Origin of the sequence: Enterococcus sp. ARL09-542 (assembly GCF_005234805.1) — a bacterium.
In the GTDB taxonomy this organism is placed as follows: domain Bacteria; phylum Bacillota; class Bacilli; order Lactobacillales; family Enterococcaceae; genus Enterococcus_D; species Enterococcus_D gallinarum.
The window spans coordinates 20,934-47,774 of the sequence record NZ_QPQX01000018.1; the positions used below are offsets into that span (position 1 = coordinate 20,934).

The window sequence follows — 26,841 nt, forward strand, 5'->3', positions numbered from 1 at the left end:
AATACAGATGAAAATAGTGTATTATTCTTGATAAATAAAAGAAAAGTGCTATTATTAGTCGTGAGATTAATACAGATTTCGAAAAGAGGTAGTACAGTGAGTAAAAAAGGTTCAGAAATTATTGTTGAAAGTTTAGAAAATCATCACGTCCCCTATATTTTTGGGATTCCAGGAGCAAAAATCGATGGTGTCTTCGATACATTAGAAGACCATGGACCACAATTGATCTTAGCCCGGCATGAACAGAATGCTGCATTTATGGCACAAGCCATTGGCCGTTTGACTGGAGAGCCAGGAGTAGTCATTGCTACCAGTGGTCCAGGTGCCAGTAATTTAGCAACGGGATTAGTGACAGCGACAGCTGAAGGAGATCCAGTTCTGGCATTGGCTGGGCAAGTGAAACGTTCTGATTTATCGAAACTGACCCATCAAAGTATGAACAACGCTGCTCTCTTTAGTCCAATAACCAAATACAGCACGGAGATCCAAGATCCCGAAACATTATCTGAAAATATCGCAAATGCATTTCGAATCGCTAAAACCGCAAAAAAAGGTGCCAGTTTTCTGTCGATACCACAAGATGTAACGGATGGCCAAGTCGAAGGAAGTGCCATCAAGCCATTATCAGCGCCAAAATTAGGACAAGCGAATCCAGAGGATATCGAGGATCTCGTTGAACGCATCAAGGAAGCAAAACTACCGGTTTTATTACTAGGCATGCGGGCTTCTGCTGAAAGCGAGACGGAAGCCATTCGTCATTTGATAGCGAAAACGGGATTACCAGTCGTGGAAACTTTTCAAGGAGCAGGAATCATTTCTCGTGCTTTGGAAGACCATTTCTTTGGCCGTGTGGGCTTGTTCCGTAATCAGCCAGGAGACATGCTGCTAAAACGAAGTGATTTAGTGATCGCTGTGGGGTATGATCCGATTGAATATGAAGCGCGCAATTGGAATGCAGAGAAAGACGCACGGATTATTGTGATTGATGAAGTACCGATGGAAATCGATCCATACATGCAGCCTGAAGTAGAGCTGTTAGGCAGCATTGCCAAAATCATTGAGCAAGTGACACAAGCCATCGATCAATATACGTTATCAGCAGATGCACAGAACTATTTAGCTACGTTGCAAGAAAAATTAACCGAAAAGCAAATAGAGGCCCGTGGAACAGAACAAACATTGCATCCATTGGAGATCATTGATACATTGCAGCAAAAAGTGACGGATGAGATGACCGTGACTGTTGATGTCGGCAGTCACTACATTTGGATGGCGCGTCATTTCCGCAGTTATGAACCTCGCCATCTATTGTTTAGTAATGGGATGCAGACATTAGGTGTGGCATTGCCATGGGGAATTGCGGCAGCATTAGTGCGGCCGAATACGCAAATTATTTCCGTATCTGGTGATGGTGGTTTCTTATTCTCTTCACAAGAATTAGAAACGGCTGTTCGCTTAAAACAGAACATCATTCATCTTATCTGGAATGATGGCACCTACAATATGGTGAAATTTCAGGAAGAAATGAAATATGATCGTGCTTCAGGTGTTCAATTTGGTCCTGTAGACTTTGTCAAATACGCGGAAGCCTTTGGGGCAAAAGGATTACGTGCCACAACAAAACAAGAATTGACAGCCGCGATCGAAGAAGGGTTTGCAACTGATGGACCAGTCGTCATTGATATCCCGGTCGATTATTCCGATAATGCCGAATTAGGCAAGACGATTTTGCCGGATCAATTTTACTAAGAGTATTTATTTTACTAATAGAAGGAGCTTCATGATGAACGTGAAAAGCAAAAGTTATTTATATCAACACGGAACTTTAGGCGGGTTGATGGAAGATTTGATGGATGGTACCGAACAAATCGGCAAGATGTTAGCCTATGGTGATACAGGAATCGGTACATTAGCTGGTTCAAATGGTGAGATTATTTTCTTGGAGGGCGTGATTTATCATGTTGACGAAACAGGACAGGTGAAGCAGCTGACAGGGACCGAGACGACGCCGTATGCAGCTGTCGTTGATTTTGAAGCCACGGATGAACTTGCTTTTGACACAGAAGCTACGGATGAAGAAGTCAAGGGAAGATTATTAGCGACCATCAGTCCCAATTTGTTTGCGGCCATCAAGCTTCATGGAATGTTTGATACGATGCACGTGCGGGTAGCGCCTAAACAAGAAAAGCCCTATCCAAAATTCGTTGAAATCATTCAAAATCAACCTGAATTTACGGCGACAGAAATAGCAGGAACTATCGTAGGCTTCTTTACCCCGAAACTTTTCCATGGTGCTGCAGCAGCAGGCTTCCATCTGCACTTTATTAGTGACGATCATCAGTTTGCTGGTCATGTACTGGATTTTAGCTTAATCAGTGGTGAAGCAGAAGTAATGGAAGTAGCCGAGTTTCGTCAACATTTTCCCATAGAGAATGCTGAGTTCTTGCAGCGGGAAATCGACGTGAAAAAAATTGCCCGGGATATCGAAGAAGCGGAATGATTTTTTACTATAGTTAGGTAGATTTTGCGTTGCATTTGATTCTTCACTGATGGATTATTTTCTGAAAAAAAGTATCTGAAATACAGATTAGAAGGTTAGGAAGTAAATAGGAGAAAAGTGCAGATTTCATTGCTGATTTCCGACTTCACTCTGTATCAGATGCTTTTTTAGTATTGAATAGATTTCCTGCAGCTGTACATTCGCCCAAGGGGAAGAATTGTAGTTCTCGGATGGATCAAAAAGATGTGCGCCATAGAATGCAAAAATAAATTTCAGATAAGTCGAACAATTTGGCCTGTTTTTCCTATACAATAGAAAGTGAAAGGGATTTTTTTGAGAAGGTAATTCCATTAAGGGCCGCTGTCCACGAAACGAATGAGAAAGAGGGAAGACACATGAAAGTTATCATCACGGAAGATTATCAAGAGATGAGCCAAGTAGCCGTACAGCACCTTTTAGGCGTAATGCACAGCCAGCATCGAAAGAATATTTCAATCACCGCTGGATCAACACCAAAAGGGGTGTATGAAATGCTGGTACCACTAGTAAAAAATAAAAAATATTTTGAGCACGTTCACTTTTATAACTTTGATGAGATTCCATTCAAAGGGGAAGAAGACCGCTATGGTGTCACGATGACGAACTTGCACAACCTGTTTTTTGGACCAGCGGAAATCGATCGTGAAAGAATCCATGTCTTGGACTGGACGAATTATGAAACACAAGATGAACGAATCAAAGCCGATGGTGGATTGGATATGGTGTTGCTGGGGGTTGGATCAGATGGCCATTTCTGTGGGAATTTACCGAACACGACAAAATTTGGAGATTTAACGAGTCGCATGAATGCGAATGCGACACCCGAGATGGCTGACGTTTTGTTAAGTGAGGTTGGTGGAGACAAAGAAAAACAACCTGATTTCTATGTAACAATGGGACCAAAAAGCATCATGCAGGTGAAGAAATTGGTAATGATCGCCAATGGCAAGAAAAAAGCAGGCATCGTCAAACAATTAGTAGATGGAACAGTAATGGAGGACGTTCCGGCAACGCTATTGACGACCCATCCAGATATGACATTGATCGTTGATAAAGAGGCTGCCTCGCTGCTTTCATACTAACCAGCGGAATTTGATTTTTCTCTATATCTTAATGAAGTAGTTCCTAGTAGATTGGACAATAAACACCTGCTACAAATAGAAGTCAATCCCCCTCTTACCATTAGATCCTTTTTGCTTAAAAGGATTCTAATGGTAAGGGGGTTTTTGTTGTACGTTGACAAAGCTTGTTTCAGAAGGAAAGCAGATTGTTTTACAACTTACAAAAAGTAAGTTATTGTTATCTCGAATTCGAAATAAATCGAGCGAGGTGAGGAAATGGATCATCAAGAGGAAGCATTGAAGGTCTATATTGGTTTATTACGCAGCAGCAGTCACTTAGAGCAGGTGGCTAAACAAGATGTCCGCTGTTATGGCTTGAATCTGACAGAGTTTTCCGTTCTGGAACTGCTTTATCATAAAGGTACACACACCACCCAAGCCATCAAAGAAAAAATCTTGATTGCCAGCAGCAGCACGACGTACGTCATCGATCAACTCGTAAAAAAAGGCTGCGTTCGTCGAGAAACAAGTCAAACGGATCAGCGAATCACCTATGTCAGTCTGACAGATAAAGGGGCAGAATTGATGGATCAGATCTTTCCAACTCATGCCACAAAAATTGCGGCAAGTTTTGCCTCGCTTAGTATTGACGAGTTGCAAACATTAAAAACATTATTACGAAAAATAACTTATAACGAGAAATGAGGAAGAAAAAATGAGAAAACAAGACCAATTACTAGGGGTACACCATGTAACAGCCATGACCAGTGATGTCGAAAGAAACTATCACTTCTTTACAGAGATTTTGGGGATGCGTTTAGTGAAGAAAACCGTCAATCAAGATGATATTTATACCTACCACACATATTTTGCGGATGATCTAGGTTCCCCAGGAACCACGATGACATTCTTTGATTTTCCCAATACCGATCGTGGCAGTAAAGGAACAAATTCAATTACCCGTACAGGCTTTCGCGTACCATCCGATGCTGCATTAGACTATTATAAAAAGCGTTTTGAGACATTTGATGTGAAACATGAAGCGATCACAACAGAATTTGGCAAAAAAGTGTTGCGCTTCTGGGATTTTGATCAGCAATCTTACCAATTGATTTCTGATGAACACAATCAAGGCGTCAAAGCAGGTATTCCATGGAAACAAGGGCCAGTTCCAGAAGAATTCGCTATTTATGGTTTAGGCCCAGTCGAAATCTCCGTTTCTTATTTTGCCGATTTCAAGGGATTACTGGAAAATGTCTTTGGATTCAAAGCCATCGATCAAGAAGGAAATCGCACGCTATTAGAAGTTGGCGAGGGGGGCAATGGGGCAGAAATCGTCTTAGTCGAAGATACCACAAGCCCACAAGCACAACAAGGAGACGGGGAAGTGCATCACGTCGCCTTTCGTTTAGCCGATCGCCAATCTTTAGCCGTATGGCAAGAAGTTTTTGAAAATTTGGGTCTCGCGAATTCCAGCTATGTGGACCGCTACTATTTTGAATCGCTGTATGTACGTGTAGGACATATTCTTTTTGAATTAGCGACAGATGAACCTGGCTTCATGGGTGACGAGCCTTACGAAACATTGGGCGAAAAATTATCACTGGCTCCGTTTTTGGAAGACCAACGTGCAATGATCGAAAAAGCGATCAAGCCGTTTGATACCACTCGCAGCCATAACTAAGGAGGTAAAAATGATGCAACCCATTCAACAAATCCACCATATATCCGCAATCGTCGGTGACCCGCAAGAAAATGTAGACTTCTACCGCGAAGTATTAGGCTTGCGTTTAGTCAAACAAACCGTCAACTTTGATGATCCTTATACGTATCATCTCTACTACAGCAATCTGTCCATTGAAAATGGCACGATCATTACCTTTTTCCCATGGGCCAACGCGCATCCTGGTCGTGTCGGTAGCGGACAGGTGGGCACGATTACCTTTCGCATTCCTAAAGGCAGCAGCGACTATTGGAAACAACAATTGGCCCATCATCAAGTCACTGTTCATGAGAGCCATCTATTTGGGCAACCAACATTGGAACTTCAAGATCCTCATGAACTGTCTTTAGCGCTAGTGGAAGGGGAAGCAGCGGAAACAAACGCGATTCTTGGGTTCCATGGAGCGGTCTTACTTTCCGCTAAGCCAGAGGAAACATTCAAGACGTTGACCCATGATCTAGGGCTGCAAGTTGTAGCGGAGACAGAATCAAACCGACGATTGGTGACTGCCGGACCAGTGAAACACGAGATTCTCCTACCAACAGAGCCACTGAGACCTGGTCGTTGGGGTGTCGGTACCGTCCATCATATTGCCTGGTCGGTACCGAATGAGGAAAGCCAAATCAACTGGCAAGATGACCTTTATACAAAAGGGTATGGTGTTACAGAAATCAAAGATCGTAACTACTTCAAAGCCGTCTATTTTAAAGAGCCTGGTACGATCCTTTTTGAGATTGCAACGGAATCTCCGGGATTTCTCATCGATGAACCATTGGAAACCCTGGGGACAGCACTCAAATTGCCCCCTCACTTTGAAGAGCGCCGCGGAGAAATCACAGCTCATTTACCCAAATTGACTGTTTAATTTACAAGTAGGAAGTCATCAATCATACACAAAAAAGAGAAAGCGGTGTTGCATGATTTATTTGGATCCCCAAAATCTGACGCAAAGAGAAAATTATAAATTATTGATCGGCTCGATCATTCCGCGGCCGGTTGCCATCGTAACGACACGATCGGCAGAAGGGACCGTAAACATTGCCCCCTTCAGTTTCTTTTCGATCGTCAGTTCAGAACCCGCCATCGTTTCGATCGCTGTTCAGCGAAAAAAGGGCACGATGAAAGATACGGCTCGTAACTTACTCACGACCAAGGAAGCAGTGATCCATATCTTGGATCGCAGCAATGTGGAAGCAGCCAATCAGGCAGCGGCACTGTTACCTGCAGAACAAAGTGAATTGACCGTCGCAAATTTTACGCCAGTCCCTTCTCAAACGGTTGGCGTACCCGGATTGCAAGAGGCGAAAATTCGCTTTGAAACCACCCTTTACCAACATGTACCGATTAACGAGGAAGAAACCAAGGAAAAAAACAAAGAAGAGATAAAAGTGGATCTGCTCTTACTTAAAATCACTGGGTATCAAATAAATGAACAGGTCTATGAAGAAGGAAAAATCAATCCCAAAAAATTGGCGGCAGTTAGCCGACTTGCGGGAAATTCGTATGCTGAGATCGGCGAGATCTTCGATTTGGCACGACCAAACGAGAAGGAGGACAAATGAACTTTATCTTTCACCAAGGAAAACCAGCTGCTCCCGTACTTGTCTTGTTACATGGAACCGGCGGCGATGAACGCTCTTTGCTTGATCTAGGTCACGACCTAGATCCCCAAGCATCATTGCTAGGTATTCGAGGCAATGTTTTAGAGAATGGCATGCCCCGCTATTTCAAACGATTAGCAGAAGGCATCTATGATGAAGAAGATTTAATGTTCCGGGGGCAAGAACTGGCAGCATTCATTCAAGAAGTCGCTAAAGAAAAAGGTTTCTCAATCGAACAAGTTGTCTTGGTTGGTTACTCTAATGGAGCCAATATTGCGCTCAATCTATTGCTGGAATTCAGTGCTCTTTTTCAAAAAGCGATTTTGTACCATCCAATGTATCCAGTATCGAAATTACCCAATCACCTACTGGCACAAACAAACGTATTTATGAGTTTGGGTCTGAAGGACCCTATCGTTTCTGTGGAAGACAGCAAGTATGTGCAAGCGATTTTTGAGTCTCGAGGTGCACAAATAGAATATGTTTGGACCCCAAGTCATCAACTGACCTATCAAGAGGTTGAAAAATCACGAAAGTGGTTAGAAAAGGCAGATTAACTGGTTGTGAAACAGGGTTTAACACTATATATACTGTAAAAAAACACAACTGAAGACAACAATTTAAAAAAACAGCAACCAAAGGGGCAGACAAGATCCAGTGGCTGCTGTTTTTTTATAGAAAAAGTTTAGAAATTCAGGTAGCGTTTACTGCTGCTTATTTTTATGCCATACTATTGATTAATAGGCAAACCAATTTATTAAATAGACTTTCTATTGAGGTCATAGAAGAAGTGAGAATGCTCTGCAAAAGTATCTGAAATAATCGAACGAGGTTCTTCTTGGATGTGCCCTCGTGAGAGAGACAACTGATAAAAATAAAGGAGAAAAGAATTGGCAATTTCATTAAGAAAAGCAACAATAGATGATAGCCCACTGATCCAGAAATGGTGGCAAGACGGAAAGGTGATGGCAGCGGTCGGTTTCCCTCAAGGGTTAGCAGTGAGCATTGAGGAAGTACAGCAATCGCTTCATTACTACGAGGAGGTTTCTGGTGAGTTTTTATTGATTATAGACGAAAAAGGCCACCCCATTGGAGAATTTGCCTACAAGCCTATCGAAGCTAAAGGAGCAACGTTTGATATAAAGATTGGTGAACTGTCAAGGCAAAGGCAAGGCTATGGGAAAGCGGCTTTAGAAAAAGGCATGCAAAGGATTGCTGCCCAAAATCGCTTTAATCGAATCGAAATCACTGTCAATTCTACAAATGAGCCGGCACTGAAATTATACGAAAAAGTAGGGTTCAAACAAAGCGGTTTTTTGAAAGATCATTGGGTGAATCAAGTCGGTGAGCGTTGTTCGACAGTCGTGATGGTATATGAATTAGCAGATGCTGACAATGGCCTGAATAAAAGTAATTAAGGCACTAAATCATATTGCTTATTAAAGAGGTCTATCTGGATAAAAATCGCAGATAGCGCAAAAATAGATTTCCAGCAGGATACTGATTAAAGTCATCGGTTACAAGAGTCTTTCATAATCAATATCTTGATGATATCCATCGTTTTAGTTCATTCTCCTCTTTTTTTGAACTGGCTAGTTAGAGCAATGCTCTAACTATTAGGACATTTGTTTGAGCGAAGTCAAGGCATATGAATAAATTCGCTGTTGTAGAGATAACAACCTATGTGCGAAAGGTATTGGTCAACTCCTAAGTTAAAACGTATAATAAAGAAAAACAATATAGGAGCGTATATCATGAATTTAATAGGAATTGATTTGGATGGAACACTACTAAACTCGGAGCAAAAGATCAGTCATAAAAATGCCGCTTCTTTAAAGTCGCTTTCCAGTGATTGATTCCCTTTATTTGTTCGGGTCGAGAAGTAGGAGATATTCAGGCGATCCTCAAAGAAGCTGATTTAGCGATCCCGGCGGTCGGATTGAATGGTGCCATTGGGTACGATCAAGACAAGCTGATTTTTGATTTTCCATTTGATCCCCAAGCTGTAAAAGAAGTGAGCCAGATCGTTTCAGCGTTTCCAACAAAAATATATACCAATCAAGGCAGCTATGAATCGCAAAACTATCAAGAAGAGATGAAAAACATTTTCTATGCGATTGGTCAAGAATTTCCTGTAGAAGAACTGAATTATGAACTTGATTATGAAAATACCATTCAGTCGACAGCTTACGATGCGATTGAAGAAATCATCAATCAAAAAAATATTAATGTTTATAAACTGTTTGTTTTCGTCCCTAATCGTGAGATAAAAAAAGAGCTATTTCCGCAGATAGAAAATATACCAAATGTCTCTGTTACTGAATCAGCGGCCGTCAATCTTGAAATCGTTCCTCGCTCCGTATCCAAGGGCTTTGTTTTTGATCATCTTAGCCGCATTTATGAATTAGACCAGCCAACAAAATTCGCTATTGGAGATAGTTTAAATGACTTAGAAATGTTTAAGAACGCGGATATAAGTTTTGCCATGGCAAACGGTCATCCAGCAATCAAAGAATTAGCAGATCATGTGACCGTTTCAAATGACGAAGATGGTGTTTCGCAAGCGTTAGCAATGATTAAAGGTACAAGATAAGCATGCTGTTTGGAGAAGGCACAGCCTGCATTTCGCCCTAAAAGTCCCTGCCACTATGTTGTCGCTTGAGAGACAACATAGTGGCAGGGACTGCTTGTTAACGAAAGGGGACTATTTCATCAGATGGTTTTATAATTCGTGAATGGCCTCAGCAATTGGTGTTTCTCCGCTGATGACTTCAAATTCTTTGCCAATACTGTTTTCATTTTCCAAAACAGCGATCAATGTGGCAGCAACATCTGCCCGCGGAATCGAGCCGAACTCATTGCGTTTGCCTGCTTTGACGTTGCCTGTTCCCGGATCGTCTGTCAAACCGCCGGGATGGACGATGGTCCAGTCCAAGTTGGTGCGGCTTCTCAACCATTCATCCGCATAATATTTGGCGATCGTGTAAGGCTGCAAACTATTTTGTTTCAACAGTTCTTCCCGATCATTTCTGAAAGTGCTGACCATGACGAAACGTTTGACGCCCGCTTTCTTTGCCGCTTCCATGGCTTTGACGGCACCATCTAGATCGACTGCTATCGTTTTTTCTAGTCCTTTGCCGCCGGCACCAGCACTGAAAACAATAGCGTCAACTTCGTTTGCTGCTTCTGCGATCGTTTCAATCGAGCTGGAAGCCAAATCCAGTAGTACCGTCTCGATCCCTTTCTCTTCAAAGAAAGGAACTTGTTCAGGATTTCGGATCAAGGCTTTTTCCTTGATCTGTGGATGATTCTTCAGTTGCTCGGCGAAATGCTGACCGACTTTGCCATATGCACCAATAAATAAGACTTTCATAGAGATTCTCCTTTTCAGAAAAGGGATGACTGTAAGTATTTTAATAAACGGAAGATCTGAATACTAAGAGACAGGCTTCTGTGATCTCATAGATTCTGATCACAGCTTTATGAAAAGTATTCGACCGCTCCTCCAACTCAGATCATTTCGTTGGATGTTTACTTAGGTCATAGCCCTTTGTTATTGGTTTTCTCTTCAGAGATTGAAGGGAATTTTTTTAGCTAAACTTATATCGATAGATGATTGATCAAAAATCTTTCTAGATTAAGCATAGCATCCCTCCTACTATTCGACAAACAATGACAACTAGTTCTTTGTCCTCCAAAACAATAATGACTGACTATCCAGTTGCCTGTACCAACTAGTACTGGCTAAACCATTTCCTTAAGCTAGCTAGTGACCTGTCATTCCTCTTTAGTGTTATAATCAAGCCATCAAATAATCATTATTTAGCTAGTATTGGTGATTGATCAAATAAACGTAAGGAGAAAAGAAATGGCTTACGAAGTGGATTTTAAAAATGTAGTGACGGATGGATTAGAGAGCTCTCCTGTTGCAGAAAAATTAGCCGGTCTGCGGGCAAATGAAGCGCGTTACTTTTGGAACAAATACAAATATGTGTATACCACCTATCCAGCTGCTGAGAAGCCTGATTTGGTGGCACTGATCAAGCAGATCTTAAAAGAAGAACGGGATCTAGTTTTTGAATCACCCATTCTTGAAGTAGCACTTTACGAAGATGACGATCTTTTTTGGCCTGAATTCTATTATGAGAGTGGCATGGTTCTTAATTTACTCTATGAAAAACATGGAACCAGTGAAGGAAAGCCTCCGAAACGTGCAGTTGGTATCAAACTGTCGGAAGGGATGCCGGTTCCTGCTGAGCTAGAAGGGAAATTTAAATTCGCTCGTCAGCGTTCGAAACTTGCTGGCGAGATTCGCGGCTCATTTTTTGTTGTAAAGCAAGAATGGCTGTAAACTGTTGAAAGGCGTTAAAACCTGCTGCATTCTTTTTTTGAAGGATGTAATGTGTTTTAACGTCTTTTCTTTGCTTATCTTCCAGTGTAGAAGTTCAGACTTATGGTGGACAATATTTTTTCTCTGCTGTGATATATTTAGGCTGAAAAAATAAGTGGCTACCAGTTTATGGAGGATAGGATGGGAAAAAGAGTGAGTTATCCAGCATTGGATAGAATGAAATATGCAGGGGCTATCATGGTTATTATGATTCATTGTGATACCCTTATTCCTCAAGCGGAGACCAATTTTTTTATCAAAAATATTATTTGTCGTATTGCGGTGCCTTTCTTTTTTGTTAGCAGTTCATTTTTCATCCGTAAGGGGATGCAGATGAGACCGGAATATTTAAAAGAATATTTCCTGCATTTAATCAACTCTTACGTCGTATGGAGCATTCTTTTCCTTCCGATGGGGCTAGACTGGATTCATCAAAATCAAGAAGTGCCAATAGAACTACTTCCTGCGGCTTTGTTTGTGGGATTTGTCCATATCGGCACCTATTATCATTTATGGTACATCCCTGCATTTATCCTTTCGGTCATTTTTATAGTAAATTTGTTGAAACGTTTTTCGTATCAAAAAGTGTTTGTCATTTCACTAGTTCTTTATTTATTTGGAAGTTTGGAGACCTACTATGGTCTTCTACCATCTGGTTGGTTTAAAGATTTTTTTGATCTGGTTATTAGGCTAACATTTACGACTAGAAATGGTCTGTTCTTTGGCATGATTTTCACGCTTATTGGCTTTTTCATCTATGATCATCAGGAAAAGCTATCCCGAATGGGAAAACATAGTTCTAGTTTTCTTTTGTTATTTGGAAGTTTGTTCGTGTTGGAAGGTCTGTTCCTTTCTCACATTCACAGATTGGACATGAATTTTATCTTGATGCTTGTGCCGTTGAGTTTTTTCTTATTTCTTTGGCTGCTCTCAAAAAATCCAACGCAGAACTCCTGCTTAAAAAAATAACGAGAACTGTCACAATATTATTATTTTATCCATCCTATTTGCATTGTTCTGGTGGAAGAGACTGGTAAAGCATTGAAGCTAAGCATGCTCTCTTCCGGAATATTGAGCTTCCTAACCATTCTATTCCTAACCCATGTATTTGCTAAGGTCATTATCCACATTCGCAGCAAACCGTTAAGACCTGCTTTGTTGTTAAAAACTCTGTTTGCCAGTATCGGACTAACCCTTATTTTAGCTGGATCCTTGTATCAGTTCAAAGTGAGCAGCGCTGTGATTAAGTTTGAATTAGTTCCCTGTATATGGGTCATTTCTAGTTTCTTTTCACTCTTCTTTTTTATGAATTGGCGAATGGTTCTTCCTGCAGTCAAGAACTAAGGGTGTTGTCTTGTCTGCTCCTCGGATCATTCCTTATTGAGAGAAAGAGCCGACAGGAGAAACTTTATGAGCTATTTAGCAGATACAGCTTGATGGGGTATTACTTAGTCTCACGCCCGAGAGTAAGTTGTCTGCAGCTTTTTGAAAGCCAACTTTTTATTCAAGCGCCAAAACATGTGTCGGTCTTTTTTTTAGAAAAAAATTATGAAAAAAAATTCGAGAAATCTGGGAATCTATCATAGACTTTTCATATTTGACAGGTTAACTTTTTCGGACTGCGACTCCTCTTTTGAGATAGAATCACGGGTCATTCTTTTGTTAATAGGTTAAGTGAGAAATACGAGAGAAAAATCTCTCATTTTTATCACTGCTTCATAGAATGAGAACGGTTGAAAAAGCCCGGTTTGCTTGCTATTCTATTTTGTAAATCGATAGAGGAGGGCTGACAATGACGTCGTTACAAGAGAATCCTTTTTTGACTCGTCAGGATTACCAAGCGGCACTTGAACAAATCATGCAACCGTTGCGGGCAGCTATTTTGTCCACTGATCGTCCAGGATTGAATTTAGGTAGCAGCGGTGCTGTATATGATCAGAAGCGTGCAGAGATGGAAGCGCTTGTACGTCCGCTATGGGGGATCGCACCTTATTGGACAGCATGCCAAGATGATCCGTTGCGAGATGCCTATGTTGCTAAATTAATGACAGGAACCGACCCTGGCAGCGAAAATTATTGGGGAGAGATCACGGACTATGACCAATATATTGTTGAAGCAGCGGCATTGGCATTAACACTTTTACTACATAAAGAATATGTTTGGGAGCAATTGCCTGAAAGGAATCAACAAGCACTGAAAAAGTGGTTGTCACACGCATTAACCTGTAAGATTCCCAAAAACAATTGGACATTCTTTAAAGTGTTGATCCGGGTGGCATTGTATCAGTGTGGGGATCCATTGGCAAAAAACGAACTTACACAAGAATTAGCGTTGATCGATTCGATGTATATTGGTGATGGATGGTACGTAGATGGAAAAGTAACGCAACGCGATTATTATGTTGCTTTTGCCTTTCATTATTACGGTTTGATCTATGCTACTTTTATGAAAGAAGAAGATCCAGAATGGTCAGAGCGATTTATTGAGCGGGCTACTTTATTTGCGCAAGATTTTATTTACTACTTTGATGAAGATGGTGAAGCTTTGCCTTATGGGCGGAGTCAGATTTATCGTTTTGCTCAAAAGAACCCTCCTTTCTTCTGAAAATTGCTAAAAAACATATTAGCTCTTTTGATTTTCTTTCATTTTATTAAGAATAGTATACAAAATTAATTTTTATTTAAAAAGCAGAAGTTGAACATGTAAAGTAATACGACTAATCTCAGACGATGATATGATAACTGTTTCTCTATAGTATCTTTTCTTCAGTAAAAGAACTTCAAAAGCAAAAAAGAACCGTGAATCCCTTTAGTATCAAAGGATTCACGGTTTCTTTTATTATTCCCACTCCACAGTTGCAGGTGGCTTACTCGTAATATCATACACGATTCGATTGACGTGTGCGACTTCGTTCACGATACGGACGCTGATTTTTTGTAAGACTTCCCATGGGATGCGGGCAAAGTCAGCGGTCATGCCATCGATGGAAGTGACTGCACGGATGCCAACAGTGTAATCGTACGTACGGCCATCACCCATTACACCTACAGAGCGGATACCTGGTAGGACAGTGAAGTATTGCCAAATGTCGCGATCCAATCCAGCATTGGCGATTTCTTCTCGCAAGATGGCATCTGAATCACGGACGATCTCTAATTTTTCTTCAGTCAATTCGCCAAGAACACGGATACCTAGACCTGGTCCTGGGAATGGTTGACGCCATACGATGCTGTCGGGCATGCCTAATTGGGTTCCTAATTCACGAACTTCGTCTTTGAACAATGTGTTCAATGGTTCGATCAATTTGAATTGCATATCTTCAGGCAGACCGCCTACGTTGTGGTGAGATTTGATCGTTTGTGCTGTTTCTGTTCCTGATTCGATCACATCGGTATAAAGGGTCCCTTGTGCAAGGAAAGACACGCCTTCTTCACCGGCCAGCTTGGTTGCTTCGTCATCAAAGACATAAACGAATTCATTCCCAATGATCTTGCGTTTTTCTTCTGGATCAGAAACACCAGCCAATTTGGATAGGAAACGCTCTTTGGCATCAACTTTGATAATATTCAAGCCGAATTTTCCGCCAAGACTTTCCATGACTTGTTCGGCTTCTCCTTTACGCAATAGACCATGATCAACAAAGATACACGTTAATTGGTCACCAATCGCTTTTTGTAAGAGAACACCAACGACAGAAGAATCAACACCGCCGGATAGACCTAATAAGACTTTCTTATCACCCACTTGTTCGCGGATCTTAGCGATCTCCATATCAATGAAGTTGTCCATTGTCCAGTCGCCTGTACATTGGCAAACATCGATTGCAAAGTGACGCAACAAATCATTGCCATATTCGGAATGACGAACTTCGGCATGGAATTGGATACCATACATTTTGCGCTCTGCATGTTGGATAGAAGCAATTGGACAGTCTTTGCTGGTGGCAACGACGTCAAAACCTGCTGGCGCTTGGGTAACTAAATCGCCATGACTCATCCAAACTGTTTGTTTCACAGGTGTATTTTGGAAAAGAGCAGCATCGGCAGAAGTGACTTCCAATTCTGCTTTACCGTATTCGCGGTTTTTGGCTGGTTCAACTTTTCCGCCTAATTTATAAGTAATCAACTGCATACCGTAACAGATTCCTAACACGGGGATCCCCAAATCAAAAATCTTTTCATCAATACCAAATGCCTTCTCATCATACACACTGTTTGGACCGCCAGAAAGGATGATCCCTTTAGGATTCATTGCCTTTACTTCTTCAGCAGTAATGCGGTGGCTCAATAACTCTGAGAAAACACCGAACTCACGAATACGTCGGGTGATCAGTTGATTGTACTGACTACCGTAATCGAGTACGATAATTTTTTCAACGTTTGGCATGTTGTCAACGTTTGTCACAATAAATTACCTCTATTCTTTTAGTTTTATTGAAAAAAGGAAGATTCCTTTTCAACAGCATAAGGGTGAATAATGAAGCAGTCAATATTTTCGCAAGAATACTTCATCGATTGAATGGTGCTTTGTTTTATGGAGAATTATATCGGCTCTGCTGCGTGTAGGCAAGATATACTCGTGTAAATTCTTTAAATTCACATTTTTCCATACTTCTTTTGCCATTTTGATTGCTTCACCGCGGTCGCCAATCGCATACTGATAGTAATAATTGTTTGGTTTTTGAAAAGCCGTATCCAAAAGAGATTCAAAACGCTCTAAATACCACTTTTCGATCAGATCGGGCTGCGCATCCACGAAAATCGAAAAGTCGAAGAAATCACTGACATAAATCTGCTGGTTTGCGGGCAGCTGTAATGTATTGATTCCTTCAACGATCAAAATATCTGGCTGATTGATGATTTCAAACGTATCCGGAATAATATTATAAACTTCATGAGAGTAAACGGGGATCTTGATTTCAGATTCTCCAGACTTCACCGCGTTCAAAAAATTGATCAATGCTTCCATGTCATAACTTTCAGGGAATCCTTTTCGATCCAAGATCCCTCGTGCTTCTAGAACCTCGTTTGGGTACAAAAAGCCATCAGTAGTAATCAGTTGCACGGTGCGCCGAGGGAAAAGCCGGCTCAACAGGTTTTGAACCAAACGCGCCGTTGTGCTTTTACCAACAGCGACACTGCCGGCAATGCCAATAATGAATGGCGGCATTTTGACATAACGATGCAAGAAAAGTCCTTTACTTAACGTGAGAGATTCAAATTCTTTCATATAAAGGTGGATCAGATGGCACAGTGGCACGTAAACATCTTCGACATCTTGGACCGAGATGCGGTCATTCAAACTTTTGATATTGTCTAATTCTTCTTGAGTGAAAGGCATCATGCCATTGGTGTAAAAGCCTTGCCATTGCTCCCGAGGAATTTGATAAAAATTCATGGTTTCTTGCATGTTCGACTCCTTCATATAGAACCTGTCTATCTTTGCAGACCGGTACTTGGCCTTCAGAAAAGGCTGATTTTCTGTATCTGGTTGCTGCTCGGAAATATTTTACCATAGAAATGGCAGGAACTTATAAAAAAACCAGGAAAAATCGTTGGCAAAGAAACGAAAATTATCTAAGATTCATTGAGGAAACGATTATCGGGAGTTTACTTCTGCAGGAATTTCGGTATCATGGAAAAGAGTCAGCAAATGAAATGCTTTTGATTGTCAAACAGATAAAGCGAGAACTATCGCTAGTTAAAAGAAAAAAGGGTGAACAAAGATGGGAAATCACTATTATACAGAAAATCCGGAAACAGCACATGATTTTGAACAATGGTCTTTTGAGTTAAAAGGAAAGAAATTTCAGTTTGTGACAGATAGTGGGGTATTTTCCCGGGAGACCGTCGATTATGGCTCTCGCGTACTGATTGATGCCTTTGAATGGGCGGATTTACCAGAGGGAACGATTTTGGATGTGGGGTGTGGCTATGGACCGATCGGGTTGTCATTGGCTTATGCATCCCAGCGTCCAGTGGAAATGATCGATATCAACCAGCGGGCGGTTGATCTTGCCCAAGGCAATGCGAAACGAAATGGCATCGAGAATGCCGACATTCATGCCTCAAACATTTACGAAACCTTGCATCAAGGCGAATACGCAGCAATTCTTAGCAATCCACCTATTCGGGCAGGCAAAGAGGTTGTTCATGAGATCTTGACAGGGGCTCTGCCGCTATTGAAAACGGGCGGCACATTAACGATCGTGATTCAAAAGAAACAAGGTGCCCCCAGTGCCCAAAAGAAAATGCAACAAACCTTTGGTAATGCCGAAATCATCAAAAAAGACAAAGGGTATTATATTATTCAAAGCTACAAAGAATAAGCGCGCAAAGCAGACGTTTTTCACGTTCACAACAGGTTTACCTGTTTTTTAAAGACCACGATCATTTGCTAGGAGCTGCCTAGAATCGCTGGTCTTTTATTTTTTGTTTTCTTTTGTCGATTTTTTTAAGGAATGGAGCTGTTTTTTAACCCTTGTAAAAAGAAAATTTTGGAAGAAAGCAAGGGGTGCTATTTTTTTTAGAAAAAATTTGCTACACTTTAGGCAAGAAAGAGGTGAGAAGTAAATGAAACTGACAATCAAGCAGATTGCTGAAATGGCAGGGGTATCTGTAACTACTGTTTCGCAAATTCTGAACAATAAAGGTAGCCGTTTCAGTGAAGAAACCCGCAAACGGGTACTGGATATCGTTAATAAGCACCATTATAAGCCAGATTTTTTTGCTTCGAATCTAATCAATCGCCACTCAAAAACGATCGGTATGATTGTCCCTGACGTTACGGATTTTTTCTTTTCTAAAATCATTGAAGGAGCAGAAAGTTATTTCAATCCATTGGGGTATATGCTGGTATTGTGTAACTCCCGACATAGCCAAGAAAAAGAAATACAATATTTGAGAGAGCTGTCTCATCGATCAGTGGATGGTATTCTTTTGGCAACACCGCATCAGCTGCCTGACGAGTATTCATTGAAGAGCGGTTTTTTTGATGACCGACCAATTATTCTCGTCGATCGGGGAATCAATCAAAGAGACAATGGCCGTTTGATTGTGAAAGAATACGAAGGCGCTTATCAAGCAGTCAGCTATCTGATCAATAATGGCCATCAAAACATCGGTATGCTAAAAGAAAGTACTGGTTATTATCAATTGGAAGAACGTTTCAATGGTTATCGTCATGCGTTGAAAGATCATCAGATCCCGTTTAAAGGGCGTTACGTGGAGTCGGCTGAGTTAACAGTGACCGGCGGATACGATGCCTGCAAGAAATTATTGAAATACCGCGAGCTTACGGCTATTTTTTGTGGGAATGATGCTATGGCGATCGGCTGTTATCAAGCAATCTATGAAGCAGGGAAAAAAGTGCCCGAGGATATTTCTGTGATTGGTTTTGACGCATTGAAGCTAACGGAATACATCACACCACCATTGACCACGGTGATGCAGCCAACCTTTGAGATTGGCTTTACGGCAGCGAAATTTTTGGTAGACGCCATCGAGTTTCCTTCTCGAAGAATTCCAAATAAGATTTTTGATACAAAATTAATTCTTCGTGAGAGCGTGAAGGCATTGACAATTGCGAAATAGTGCGGTATATTTCCAATTGTAAGTGTTTTCATAGTTTTGTTTTATATAGTAAACCGTTTTACTAAAGTGGTTTACCTACAAGAAAAATATTGTATAATGTCAGAGGAAGCGAGGGTCATTTTGATGCGAATGGTGGATTTAATTGAAAAAAAGCGTGACGGTAAGTCATTGACAAAGGAAGAGATCGACTACATTGTAACTGCGTATACTGAAGGAAGTATTCCAGATTATCAGATGAGTGCTTTGTTGATGGCTATTTTTTATGTGGATATGTCCGATGAAGAAATCACAAACCTAACTTTAGCTATGGCAAATTCTGGTGAAGTCATTGATCTTTCTTCAATCGAAGGCATCAAAGTAGATAAACATTCAACAGGGGGTGTCGGTGATACTACCACGTTGATTCTAGCACCACTAGTAGCAAGTGTTGGTGTGCCAGTTGCCAAGATGTCTGGTCGTGGACTTGGTTACACAGGCGGTACGCTGGATAAATTAGAATCAATTCCCGGGTTTCAGATTGAGATTGCAGAAGAAGAGTTTATTCGCCTCGTAAACGAAAGCAAAGTGGCGGTTATCGGTCAGTCGGGGGATTTGGCCCCTGCAGACAAAAAATTATATGCGTTGCGGGATGTCACAGCGACCGTAAGCTCGATTCCATTGATCGCTAGCTCGATCATGAGTAAGAAAATCGCAGCAGGTGCGGATGCCATCGTGTTAGATGTGACGACTGGTGACGGTGCTTTCATGAAGAAAATTGAGGATGCCAAACGCTTAGCACAAACGATGGTTCGGATTGGCAAATTAGCGAACCGTCAGACAATGGCTGTGATCTCAGATATGTCACAGCCATTAGGCGAAGCCATTGGAAATAGTTTGGAAGTAGTGGAAGCTATTGAAACATTGCAAGGAAACGGTCCAGCTGATTTAGAAGAAATGTGCTATGCATTAGGCAGCCAAATGGTTGTTTTAGCCCAAAAAGCAGAATCGTTGGAAGAAGCACGCGCATTATTGGAAGAGGCACTGCACTCTGGTAAAGCGTTGGCTAAATTTCGTGAAATGATCCGTAATCAAGGTGGCGATGATTCAGTGATCGATGATCCAAGCCAAATCTTGACTGCCAATTATCAAAGAGCATTACCAGCAAAAACTTCTGGCGTCGTAACTAAGATCGTTGCCAATGAACTAGGCATCGCAGCTATGATGTTAGGTGCCGGCCGCAAAACCAAAGAAGAAGACATCGATCACGCAGTAGGAATCAAACTGCATAAAAAAGTGGGAGAGTCTGTTGAGCAAGGTGAAGCACTGTTAACGATCTACAGCAACACAGAAGCCATCGATGATGTCATCGAATTGATCTATCAAAATATTGAAATCGGAGAAAGCGGCGGTGAGCCACCGTTGATCCATGAAATCATTACAGAATAAGGAGCGAGTGGAATGGAATTAAATCGCATGATCGACCACACTATTTTAAAGGCAGATGCAACAAAAGAAGATGTCTTGCGCATCATTGAAGAGGCAAAAACCTATCACTTTTATTCTGTCTGTATCAATCCTACTTGGGTAGCTTTGGCAGCAGAAGAATTAAAAGGTGAACCGACGGCTGTTTGTACCGTGATCGGCTTTCCTTTAGGTGCCAATACATCAGAAGTCAAAGCTTATGAAACGGCAGATGCCATCAAGAATGGTGCCGATGAAGTGGATATGGTCATTAATATTGGTGCCTTGAAATCAAAACAGTTCAAAAAAGTTCAAGCGGATATCGAAGCGGTTGTTGCAGCAGCTAAAGACAAAGCATTAGTGAAAGTCATTATTGAAACAGCACTTTTAGACAATGAAGAAATCGTAAAGGCCTGTGAATTAGCGAAAGCAGCAGGAGCTGATTTTGTCAAAACATCGACAGGATTCTCTACTGGCGGAGCGGTTGTTGCTGATGTCAAACTGATGCGTGAAACAGTGGGCCCTGAAATGGGTGTGAAAGCATCTGGCGGCATCCATAACGAAGCAGAAGCAGCAGCAATGGTCGAAGCAGGAGCAAATCGTTTAGGAACCAGTGCAAGTGTAGCAATCGTTACAGGGTCAACGGGGGCTGGCTACTAATTCAATAAAGTGAGGTTCATCATGACAAAAGCGAAAAAAGAGTGGATCGAAACGGCAGTTGCCGCATTAGACAAAGCTTACGTTCCTTATTCTAAATTTCCAGTTGGGGCCTGCTTGGTCACCAAAAAAGGAACCATCTATCAAGGCATCAATATCGAAAATGCTTCGTTTGGCTTAACGAATTGCGCGGAACGCACCGCATTTTTCAAAGCAATTTCAGAAGGCGAAAAAGACTTTCAACACTTAGTTGTTGCTGGTCATACGCCAGAGCCTATCTCACCTTGTGGCGCCTGCCGCCAAGTAATGGTTGAGTTCTGTCAGCCGGATATGCCAGTCACTCTTGTGGGAGACGATGGTATAATCAAAGAGACAACTGTCGAAGGGTTGCTGCCATATTATTTTACGAACAAAGATCTATAAACCATGTTCATTCAGTCGAAGCGGCTGTTGAAAAATAAAAACTATTTTATAGGGGGCTTTACAGCAATGAAAAAAGCAAAATTATTTAGTTTAGGAATTGTTGCAGTGGCTGGGTTGACACTACTTGGTGCATGTGGCAATGGAGGAAAGTCAGGTTCGACTGATTCAACAGGCGGCGGTTCTGCAGACGGTAAAACAGATGCAGCACACAGTGTAGCAATCGTTACCGATATCGGTGGTGTAGATGACCGTTCATTCAACCAATCTGCTTGGGAAGGTTTGGAAGCTTGGGGGAAAGAACATAACATCGCTCGCGGTGTTGGTGGATATGACTACGTTCAATCAAATGAAGCTTCAGAATATACAACAAACGTAAATGGTGCTGTCCAAAACGGATTCAAAACGATTTTTGGTGTCGGTTACCTATTGAAAGATTCAATTGAAGCAGCTGCAGCACAAAACCCTGATACTCAATTTGGGATTATCGATGATGTCATCGAAGGCAAAGACAATGTTGTTTCTGCAACCTTCAAAGACAACGAAGCAGCTTACTTAGCTGGTTTTGCAGCAGCTTATACAACAAAAACAAACAAAGTTGGCTTTATCGGCGGTGAAGAAGGTGTCGTAATCGACCGTTTTGAAGCTGGTTTTATCAAAGGTGTCGAAGATGCTTCTAAAGCATTAGGCAAAGAGATTAAAATTGATTCTCAATATGCAGCATCATTTGGTGACCCTGCAAAAGGGAAAGCCCTAGCAGCTTCAATGTACCAAGGCGGCGTTGACGTAATCTTCCATGCTTCAGGTGGTACTGGTGCTGGTGTCTTCCAAGAAGCAAAAGCAATCAATGAACAATTGAACGAAGCTGACCTTGCAGACAAAAAAGTTTGGGTTATCGGTGTAGATAGCGACCAACAAGACGAAGGTGCATACAAAACAAAAGACGGCAAAGAAGACAACTTCACATTGGCTTCAACACTTAAAGGTGTAGGCGCAGCCGTACAAGATATTTCAACACGTGCATTAGAAGATAACTTCCCTGGCGGCGAACACATCGTTTATGGTTTGAAAGACGGCGGTGTAGATATCACTGAAGGTTTCTTATCAGATGATGCAAAAGCAGCGATCGAAACAGCAAAACAAGATGTGATCGATGGCAAAGTTGAAGTGCCAGAAAAACCAGAAAAATAAGCAAGTTTTTTTAAACAATGAAAAAAAAAGACAAGAAATTCTGAACGATAGTAGAGTTGAGCGATTCGCTATCGTTCAGATGCTCGTCTTGCTAATACATCTTTAGTGGTTAATGTCTTGATGAAAGCTGTTGAGTTTTCATGAGGATAATAACCATCCTAAGCAATAGCATTTATTTGTATTAAAAATTGTTGTGTCACTGAGTGTGAGAGCGAATTAGAAAGTAAGGATGTGAGAAACTTGGCTGAAGAAAAATATGTTGTAGAAATGCGCCATATCACCAAAGAGTTTGGAACCTTCAAAGCCAATGACGATGTCAACTTACAAGTAAGGCCGGGAGAAATCCACGCATTGCTTGGGGAAAACGGAGCTGGCAAGTCGACCTTGATGAATATGCTGTCAGGTTTGTTAGAACCGACATCAGGCGATATCTTGATGAATGGGGAGAAAGTGAATATTACTAGCCCTACAGCAGCTAATAAACTTGGCATTGGTATGGTCCATCAGCATTTTATGCTGGTTGACGCGTTTACTGTCACGGAAAATATCATTTTAGGAAGCGAACCAAATAAATTGGGTGTGTTGGACCGTAAAAAAGCCCGCAAAGAAATCAAACGGGTTTCTGAGCAATATGGCTTATCGGTTGACCCAGATGCTTATGTGCGAGACATCTCAGTCGGGATGGAACAGCGTGTGGAGATTCTAAAAACATTATACCGGGGTGCAGATGTACTGATTTTTGATGAACCAACTGCAGTACTGACACCACAAGAAATCGAAGAATTGATTGTCATTATGAGAGGACTTGTTCGGGAAGGAAAATCCATCATTTTGATTACTCATAAGTTGGATGAAATCAAAGCAGTAGCGGACCGTTGTACAGTGATTCGCCGAGGCAAAGGAATAGGTACAGTCAATGTCAAAGACGTAACGTCACAGCAATTGGCAGATATGATGGTTGGTCGTTCTGTTTCCTTCAAAACACCGAAAAAACCTGCAGAACCAAAAGAAGTCGTCCTGTCTATCGAAAACTTAGTTGTAAAAGAAAATCGCGGCCTAGAGGCTGTTAAAGGCTTAAGTTTGGAAGTGCGGGCTGGGGAAGTTCTGGGGATTGCCGGAATCGATGGCAACGGACAGTCGGAATTGCTACAGGCAATCACAGGATTAAGAAAATCCGAAAGCGGCAAAGTCTTATTGAATGGTGACGACATTACAAATTTCAAACCTCGTAAAGTAACGGAGGCAGGTGTCGGGCATGTGCCGGAAGACCGTCATAAATATGGATTGGTTCTAGACATGATGCTTTCAGAAAACATTGCTTTACAAACGTATTATCAAAAACCGCTGAGCAATTATGGCGTGCTGGACTACGGGGAAATGAATGAATTTGCCCGTGGATTGATCCAAGAGTTTGATGTCCGTACAGTCAATGAGATTGTTCCTGCTCGTGCCCTCTCTGGCGGGAATCAGCAAAAGGCGATTATTGCACGGGAAATCAGCCGTGATCCGGATCTTTTGATCGTAGCGAACCCAACACGGGGCTTAGACGTAGGCGCAATTGAGTTTATCCATAAACGTTTGATCGAACAGCGGGACAAATTCAAAGCTGTCTTGTTAGTCAGCTTCGAATTAGATGAGATTTTGAACGTATCAGACCGAATCGCCGTTATCCATGCTGGTGAGATTGTTGGCGTCGTTGATCCGAAAGAGACATCAGAAAAAGAACTCGGATTACTAATGGCGGGTTATTCATTAGAAGAAGCCCGACGCGAGCTACAAATGGAGGAAGTAGGTGGTTCTGTTGAATAACCGCAAAGAAAAAATTCGGAACCTGCTTGTGCCGATCATTGCTGTTCTGCTTGGTTTTATCCTTGGTGGAATCATCATGGCGGCATTTGGCTACAGCCCAATCGATGGGTATCTTCAAATGTTCCGTACCGTATTTATCAATGGTCAAAACGGCGGATTGAATGCTAGAAATATTGGTGAGATTTTCGTTACAGCTGGTCCACTGATTTTTACAGCTTTGGGATTCGCAGTAGCGAATTCTGCAGGATTCTTTAATATCGGTCTTTCTGGACAAGCATTAGCAGGATGGGTAGCAAGTATCTGGGTCGCATTGTCTATGCCAGATGCTCCTCGAATCATCGTGTTGCCTACCGCTATTCTTGTAGGGGCAGCCTGTGGTGCAATTGCTGCAGCTATTCCAGGTATCTTACGTGCCTTCTTTGGTACGAGTGAAGTTATCGTAACTATTATGATGAATTATATTTTATTGTATACAGGAAATCATATCGTCAATAACGTCATGAATGAATCCATGATCACAACAAAAGGTGTGACCAAAATGGTAGGCGACAATGCCTCTTTACAAACACCTTTCTTAGCAAATTTGACCAACAATTCCCGGTTAAACATTGGTATTTTCATGGCACTGATCTTCCTCGTGTTGATTTGGTTCATGATGAAGAAAACAACGTTAGGTTATGAGATTCGAGCAGTTGGTTTGAATCCAACCGCATCTGAGTATGCTGGGATGAGCAGCAAACGGACAATCATTATTTCAATGATCATCTCTGGAACATTAGCTGGATTAGGTGGCGTCGTTCAAGGTTTGGGAACTTTTGAAAACTTCTTCGTTCAAGGTTCGTCATTGAGTATTGGTTTTGATGGGATGGCAGTCTCATTATTAGGCAGCGGGTCTTCGATTGGGATTTTACTTTCTGCATTGCTGTTCAGTGTTCTTAAACTGGGCGGACAAGGAATGCAGTTTGCAGGGATTCCTTCAGAACTTGTTGATGTCGACATTGCGATCATCATCTTCTTCGTTGCGATCAGCTACGTGATTCGTTTTGTATTAGCTAAAATCTTTGATGGCAAAAAGGAAGTCGCTGTTGTCCAAGAAATTGAAGCAAAGCCAAATAATCAAGATCAGGAAGGAGGAACCATCTAATGAATATCAGTTTAATTTCTTCGATCGTCACACAAACGTTGATTTATGCTGCACCATTGATCCTGACTGCACTGGGCGGCGTTTTCTCAGAGCGAAGCGGGATCGTTAACGTAGGTCTTGAAGGAATCATGGTGATGGGTGCCTTCAGTTCGATCGTTTTCAATATTGAATTTGCGTCACAATTTGGTGCATGGACACCTTGGTTAGGAATGCTAGTCGGCGGGTTAGTAGGAATGGCCTTCTCACTGCTGCATGCTGTAGCCACCATCAACTTTAGAGCAGATCACATTATCAGTGGTACCGTAATGAATTTGATGGCGCCAGCGCTGGCTGTCTTCTTAGTTAAAGCCATCTACAACAAAGGGCAAACAGACAATATTCAACAAACATTAGGGTATTTCAATTTTCCTGTGTTGCGTGATATTCCTGTGATTGGTCCAGTCTTCTTTAACCAAACGTTTTTACCTGCTTACTTTGCGATCTTGATTTCTGTGATTGCTTGGTTTGTCATCTTTAAAACACGATTTGGCTTACGGCTACGTTCCGTGGGTGAACACCCTCAGGCAGCAGATACCTTAGGAATCAATGTCTATGTGATGCGCTATTCTGGCGTGTTGATCTCCGGTTTCCTAGGCGGAATGGGTGGCGCGTTATTTGCCCAATCAATCGCTGGACGTTTTGCTGTAACAACGATTGCCGGTCAAGGGTTTATCTCAATGGCAGCAATGATCTTTGGTAAATGGAATCCGTTAGGTGCGATGGGCGCTGCAATTTTCTTCGGCTTTGCGCAAAACATCAGTATCGTTGGCGGACAATTGCCAATCATTTCCTCCATTCCAGCGGTTTATCTACAAGCAGCACCATATGCGTTAACAATTATTGTTCTAGTGCTGTTCCTTGGGAAAGCGGCAGGACCTAAAGCTAACGGTAAGAACTACATCAAATCTAAATAATTTTTTCTGTATGAAAGGGTGGGGCTATGGGACATGTTTGTGTTGCTGTGCCCTGCCCTTTTTTTTGTGTAGCAGCAAGAAACCCAATATCTCAAACATCCTTAAAGGCAAATCTTTCTTATTTCTAGTATGATAAGAAAAGAATAACAATAAAAGAAAGTAGGGAAAAGAATGTTTAAACGTGTACATTTGATCGTAATGGATTCTGTAGGTATCGGTGAAGCGCCCGATGCAGAAAAATTTGGTGACGTTGGTTCTGATACATTAGGACATATCGCCAAAGAAGCTGGATTGACGATTCCTCATTTGGAACAGTTAGG

General features: G+C 41.7%; 24 protein-coding genes and 3 pseudogenes. 24 read left to right on the forward strand and 3 right to left on the reverse strand.

Translation table 11 applies throughout. From position 1 onward, the window contains the following. The first annotated feature begins 96 nt into the window (after positions 1-96). The 10 genes and pseudogenes from alsS to DVW06_RS14850 all read left to right on the forward strand — a co-directional run bounded on the left by alsS (position 97) and on the right by DVW06_RS14850 (position 9,517). Complete coding sequence (alsS, locus tag DVW06_RS14800) at positions 97-1,749, forward strand: acetolactate synthase AlsS (RefSeq protein ID WP_005469970.1); 1,653 nt, start codon at positions 97-99, stop codon at positions 1,747-1,749. Positions 1,750-1,783: 34 nt separating this feature from the next. After that, complete coding sequence (gene budA, locus DVW06_RS14805; protein WP_137264819.1) at positions 1,784-2,500, forward strand: acetolactate decarboxylase; 717 nt, start codon at positions 1,784-1,786, stop codon at positions 2,498-2,500. Positions 2,501-2,895: 395 nt separating this feature from the next. Continuing rightward, positions 2,896-3,621, forward strand: coding sequence for a glucosamine-6-phosphate deaminase (locus tag DVW06_RS14810; RefSeq protein WP_029486252.1), 726 nt, complete (start codon positions 2,896-2,898; stop codon positions 3,619-3,621). A 255-nt stretch (positions 3,622-3,876) separates the two neighbouring features. Further along, positions 3,877-4,305 carry a MarR family winged helix-turn-helix transcriptional regulator gene (locus DVW06_RS14815; protein ID WP_003127917.1) on the forward strand — a complete coding sequence of 143 codons (429 nt, stop codon included), beginning with the start codon at positions 3,877-3,879 and terminating at the stop codon, positions 4,303-4,305. 10 nt (positions 4,306-4,315) lie between these two features. Further along, positions 4,316-5,284, forward strand: a complete 969-nt coding sequence (locus DVW06_RS14820) for a ring-cleaving dioxygenase (protein ID WP_137264820.1) — start codon at positions 4,316-4,318, stop codon at positions 5,282-5,284. A gap of 13 nt (positions 5,285-5,297) precedes the next feature. Then, positions 5,298-6,188: a ring-cleaving dioxygenase gene (locus DVW06_RS14825; RefSeq protein WP_021150654.1), complete on the forward strand. Its 891-nt coding sequence runs from the start codon at positions 5,298-5,300 to the stop codon at positions 6,186-6,188. 52 nt (positions 6,189-6,240) lie between these two features. After that, positions 6,241-6,885 (forward strand): flavin reductase family protein, encoded by a 645-nt coding sequence (locus tag DVW06_RS14830; protein ID WP_003127920.1) that lies wholly within the window; start codon positions 6,241-6,243, stop codon positions 6,883-6,885. Further along, complete coding sequence (locus DVW06_RS14835) at positions 6,882-7,481, forward strand: alpha/beta hydrolase (RefSeq protein ID WP_003127922.1); 600 nt, start codon at positions 6,882-6,884, stop codon at positions 7,479-7,481. The genes DVW06_RS14830 and DVW06_RS14835 overlap by 4 nt, the downstream gene beginning before the upstream one ends. 333 nt (positions 7,482-7,814) lie before the next feature. Then, the gene (locus DVW06_RS14840) at positions 7,815-8,342 is read left to right on the forward strand and encodes a GNAT family N-acetyltransferase (RefSeq protein WP_081131070.1); all 528 of its coding nucleotides are present in this window, start codon (positions 7,815-7,817) and stop codon (positions 8,340-8,342) included. Positions 8,343-8,678: 336 nt separating this feature from the next. Beyond that, a pseudogene (locus tag DVW06_RS14850) lies at positions 8,679-9,517 on the forward strand (Cof-type HAD-IIB family hydrolase). A 129-nt stretch (positions 9,518-9,646) separates the two neighbouring features. Here the strand turns inward: DVW06_RS14850 and DVW06_RS14855 are convergent. Next, on the reverse strand, positions 9,647-10,297 hold the full coding sequence (locus DVW06_RS14855) for an SDR family oxidoreductase (RefSeq protein WP_003127925.1): 651 nt from the start codon (positions 10,295-10,297) through the stop codon (positions 9,647-9,649). 495 nt (positions 10,298-10,792) lie between these two features. Here DVW06_RS14855 and DVW06_RS14860 point away from each other — a divergent pair, with 495 nt between their 5' ends. The 4 genes and pseudogenes from DVW06_RS14860 to DVW06_RS14870 form a co-directional block, all read left to right on the forward strand. Next, entirely contained in the window at positions 10,793-11,275 is a 483-nt protein-coding gene (locus DVW06_RS14860; RefSeq protein WP_003127927.1) for a hypothetical protein, read from the forward strand. A gap of 180 nt (positions 11,276-11,455) precedes the next feature. Further along, positions 11,456-12,283 carry an acyltransferase family protein gene (locus DVW06_RS14865; RefSeq protein ID WP_041120031.1) on the forward strand — a complete coding sequence of 276 codons (828 nt, stop codon included), beginning with the start codon at positions 11,456-11,458 and terminating at the stop codon, positions 12,281-12,283. Positions 12,284-12,334: 51 nt separating this feature from the next. Continuing rightward, on the forward strand, positions 12,335-12,658 hold the full coding sequence (locus DVW06_RS17565) for a hypothetical protein (RefSeq protein WP_238696192.1): 324 nt from the start codon (positions 12,335-12,337) through the stop codon (positions 12,656-12,658). Between the two features lie 448 nt (positions 12,659-13,106). Next, positions 13,107-13,898, forward strand: a pseudogene (locus DVW06_RS14870) (DUF2264 domain-containing protein); the annotation flags it as partial. 255 nt (positions 13,899-14,153) lie between these two features. On the opposite strand, the gene guaA reads toward DVW06_RS14870, so the two are convergent. Both guaA and coaA read right to left on the reverse strand, forming a co-directional pair. Further along, entirely contained in the window at positions 14,154-15,719 is a 1,566-nt protein-coding gene (gene guaA / locus DVW06_RS14875; protein ID WP_003127931.1) for a glutamine-hydrolyzing GMP synthase, read from the reverse strand. An 81-nt stretch (positions 15,720-15,800) separates the two neighbouring features. After that, positions 15,801-16,724, reverse strand: coding sequence for a type I pantothenate kinase (coaA, locus tag DVW06_RS14880; RefSeq protein WP_003127932.1), 924 nt, complete (start codon positions 16,722-16,724; stop codon positions 15,801-15,803). Positions 16,725-17,040: 316 nt separating this feature from the next. On the opposite strand from coaA, the gene DVW06_RS14885 reads away from it, so the two are divergent. From DVW06_RS14885 to DVW06_RS14930, 10 genes and pseudogenes are all read left to right on the forward strand, one after another. Further along, a complete protein-coding gene (locus DVW06_RS14885) occupies positions 17,041-17,643 on the forward strand; it encodes a class I SAM-dependent methyltransferase (protein WP_003127934.1) in 603 nt (200 codons plus the stop codon). A 244-nt stretch (positions 17,644-17,887) separates the two neighbouring features. Then, positions 17,888-18,907 carry a LacI family DNA-binding transcriptional regulator gene (locus tag DVW06_RS14890; RefSeq protein ID WP_003127935.1) on the forward strand — a complete coding sequence of 340 codons (1,020 nt, stop codon included), beginning with the start codon at positions 17,888-17,890 and terminating at the stop codon, positions 18,905-18,907. Between the two features lie 123 nt (positions 18,908-19,030). Beyond that, positions 19,031-20,332, forward strand: a complete 1,302-nt coding sequence (locus DVW06_RS14895) for a pyrimidine-nucleoside phosphorylase (RefSeq protein WP_003127936.1) — start codon at positions 19,031-19,033, stop codon at positions 20,330-20,332. Between the two features lie 12 nt (positions 20,333-20,344). After that, on the forward strand, positions 20,345-21,007 hold the full coding sequence (deoC, locus tag DVW06_RS14900; protein WP_005470021.1) for a deoxyribose-phosphate aldolase: 663 nt from the start codon (positions 20,345-20,347) through the stop codon (positions 21,005-21,007). Positions 21,008-21,028: 21 nt separating this feature from the next. Continuing rightward, a complete protein-coding gene (locus tag DVW06_RS14905; protein WP_003127939.1) occupies positions 21,029-21,427 on the forward strand; it encodes a cytidine deaminase in 399 nt (132 codons plus the stop codon). Positions 21,428-21,493: 66 nt separating this feature from the next. Further along, positions 21,494-22,615, forward strand: a complete 1,122-nt coding sequence (locus tag DVW06_RS14910) for a BMP family lipoprotein (protein ID WP_003127940.1) — start codon at positions 21,494-21,496, stop codon at positions 22,613-22,615. A gap of 267 nt (positions 22,616-22,882) precedes the next feature. Next, on the forward strand, positions 22,883-24,424 hold the full coding sequence (locus DVW06_RS14915) for an ABC transporter ATP-binding protein (protein ID WP_369915288.1): 1,542 nt from the start codon (positions 22,883-22,885) through the stop codon (positions 24,422-24,424). Further along, a complete protein-coding gene (locus DVW06_RS14920) occupies positions 24,417-25,568 on the forward strand; it encodes an ABC transporter permease (protein ID WP_021150638.1) in 1,152 nt (383 codons plus the stop codon). Before DVW06_RS14915 ends, DVW06_RS14920 begins: the two co-directional genes overlap by 8 nt. Next, positions 25,568-26,521, forward strand: a complete 954-nt coding sequence (locus DVW06_RS14925; protein ID WP_003127943.1) for an ABC transporter permease — start codon at positions 25,568-25,570, stop codon at positions 26,519-26,521. Before DVW06_RS14920 ends, DVW06_RS14925 begins: the two co-directional genes overlap by 1 nt. Positions 26,522-26,692: 171 nt before the next feature. Then, positions 26,693-26,841: pseudogene (locus DVW06_RS14930) on the forward strand (phosphopentomutase); the annotation flags it as partial.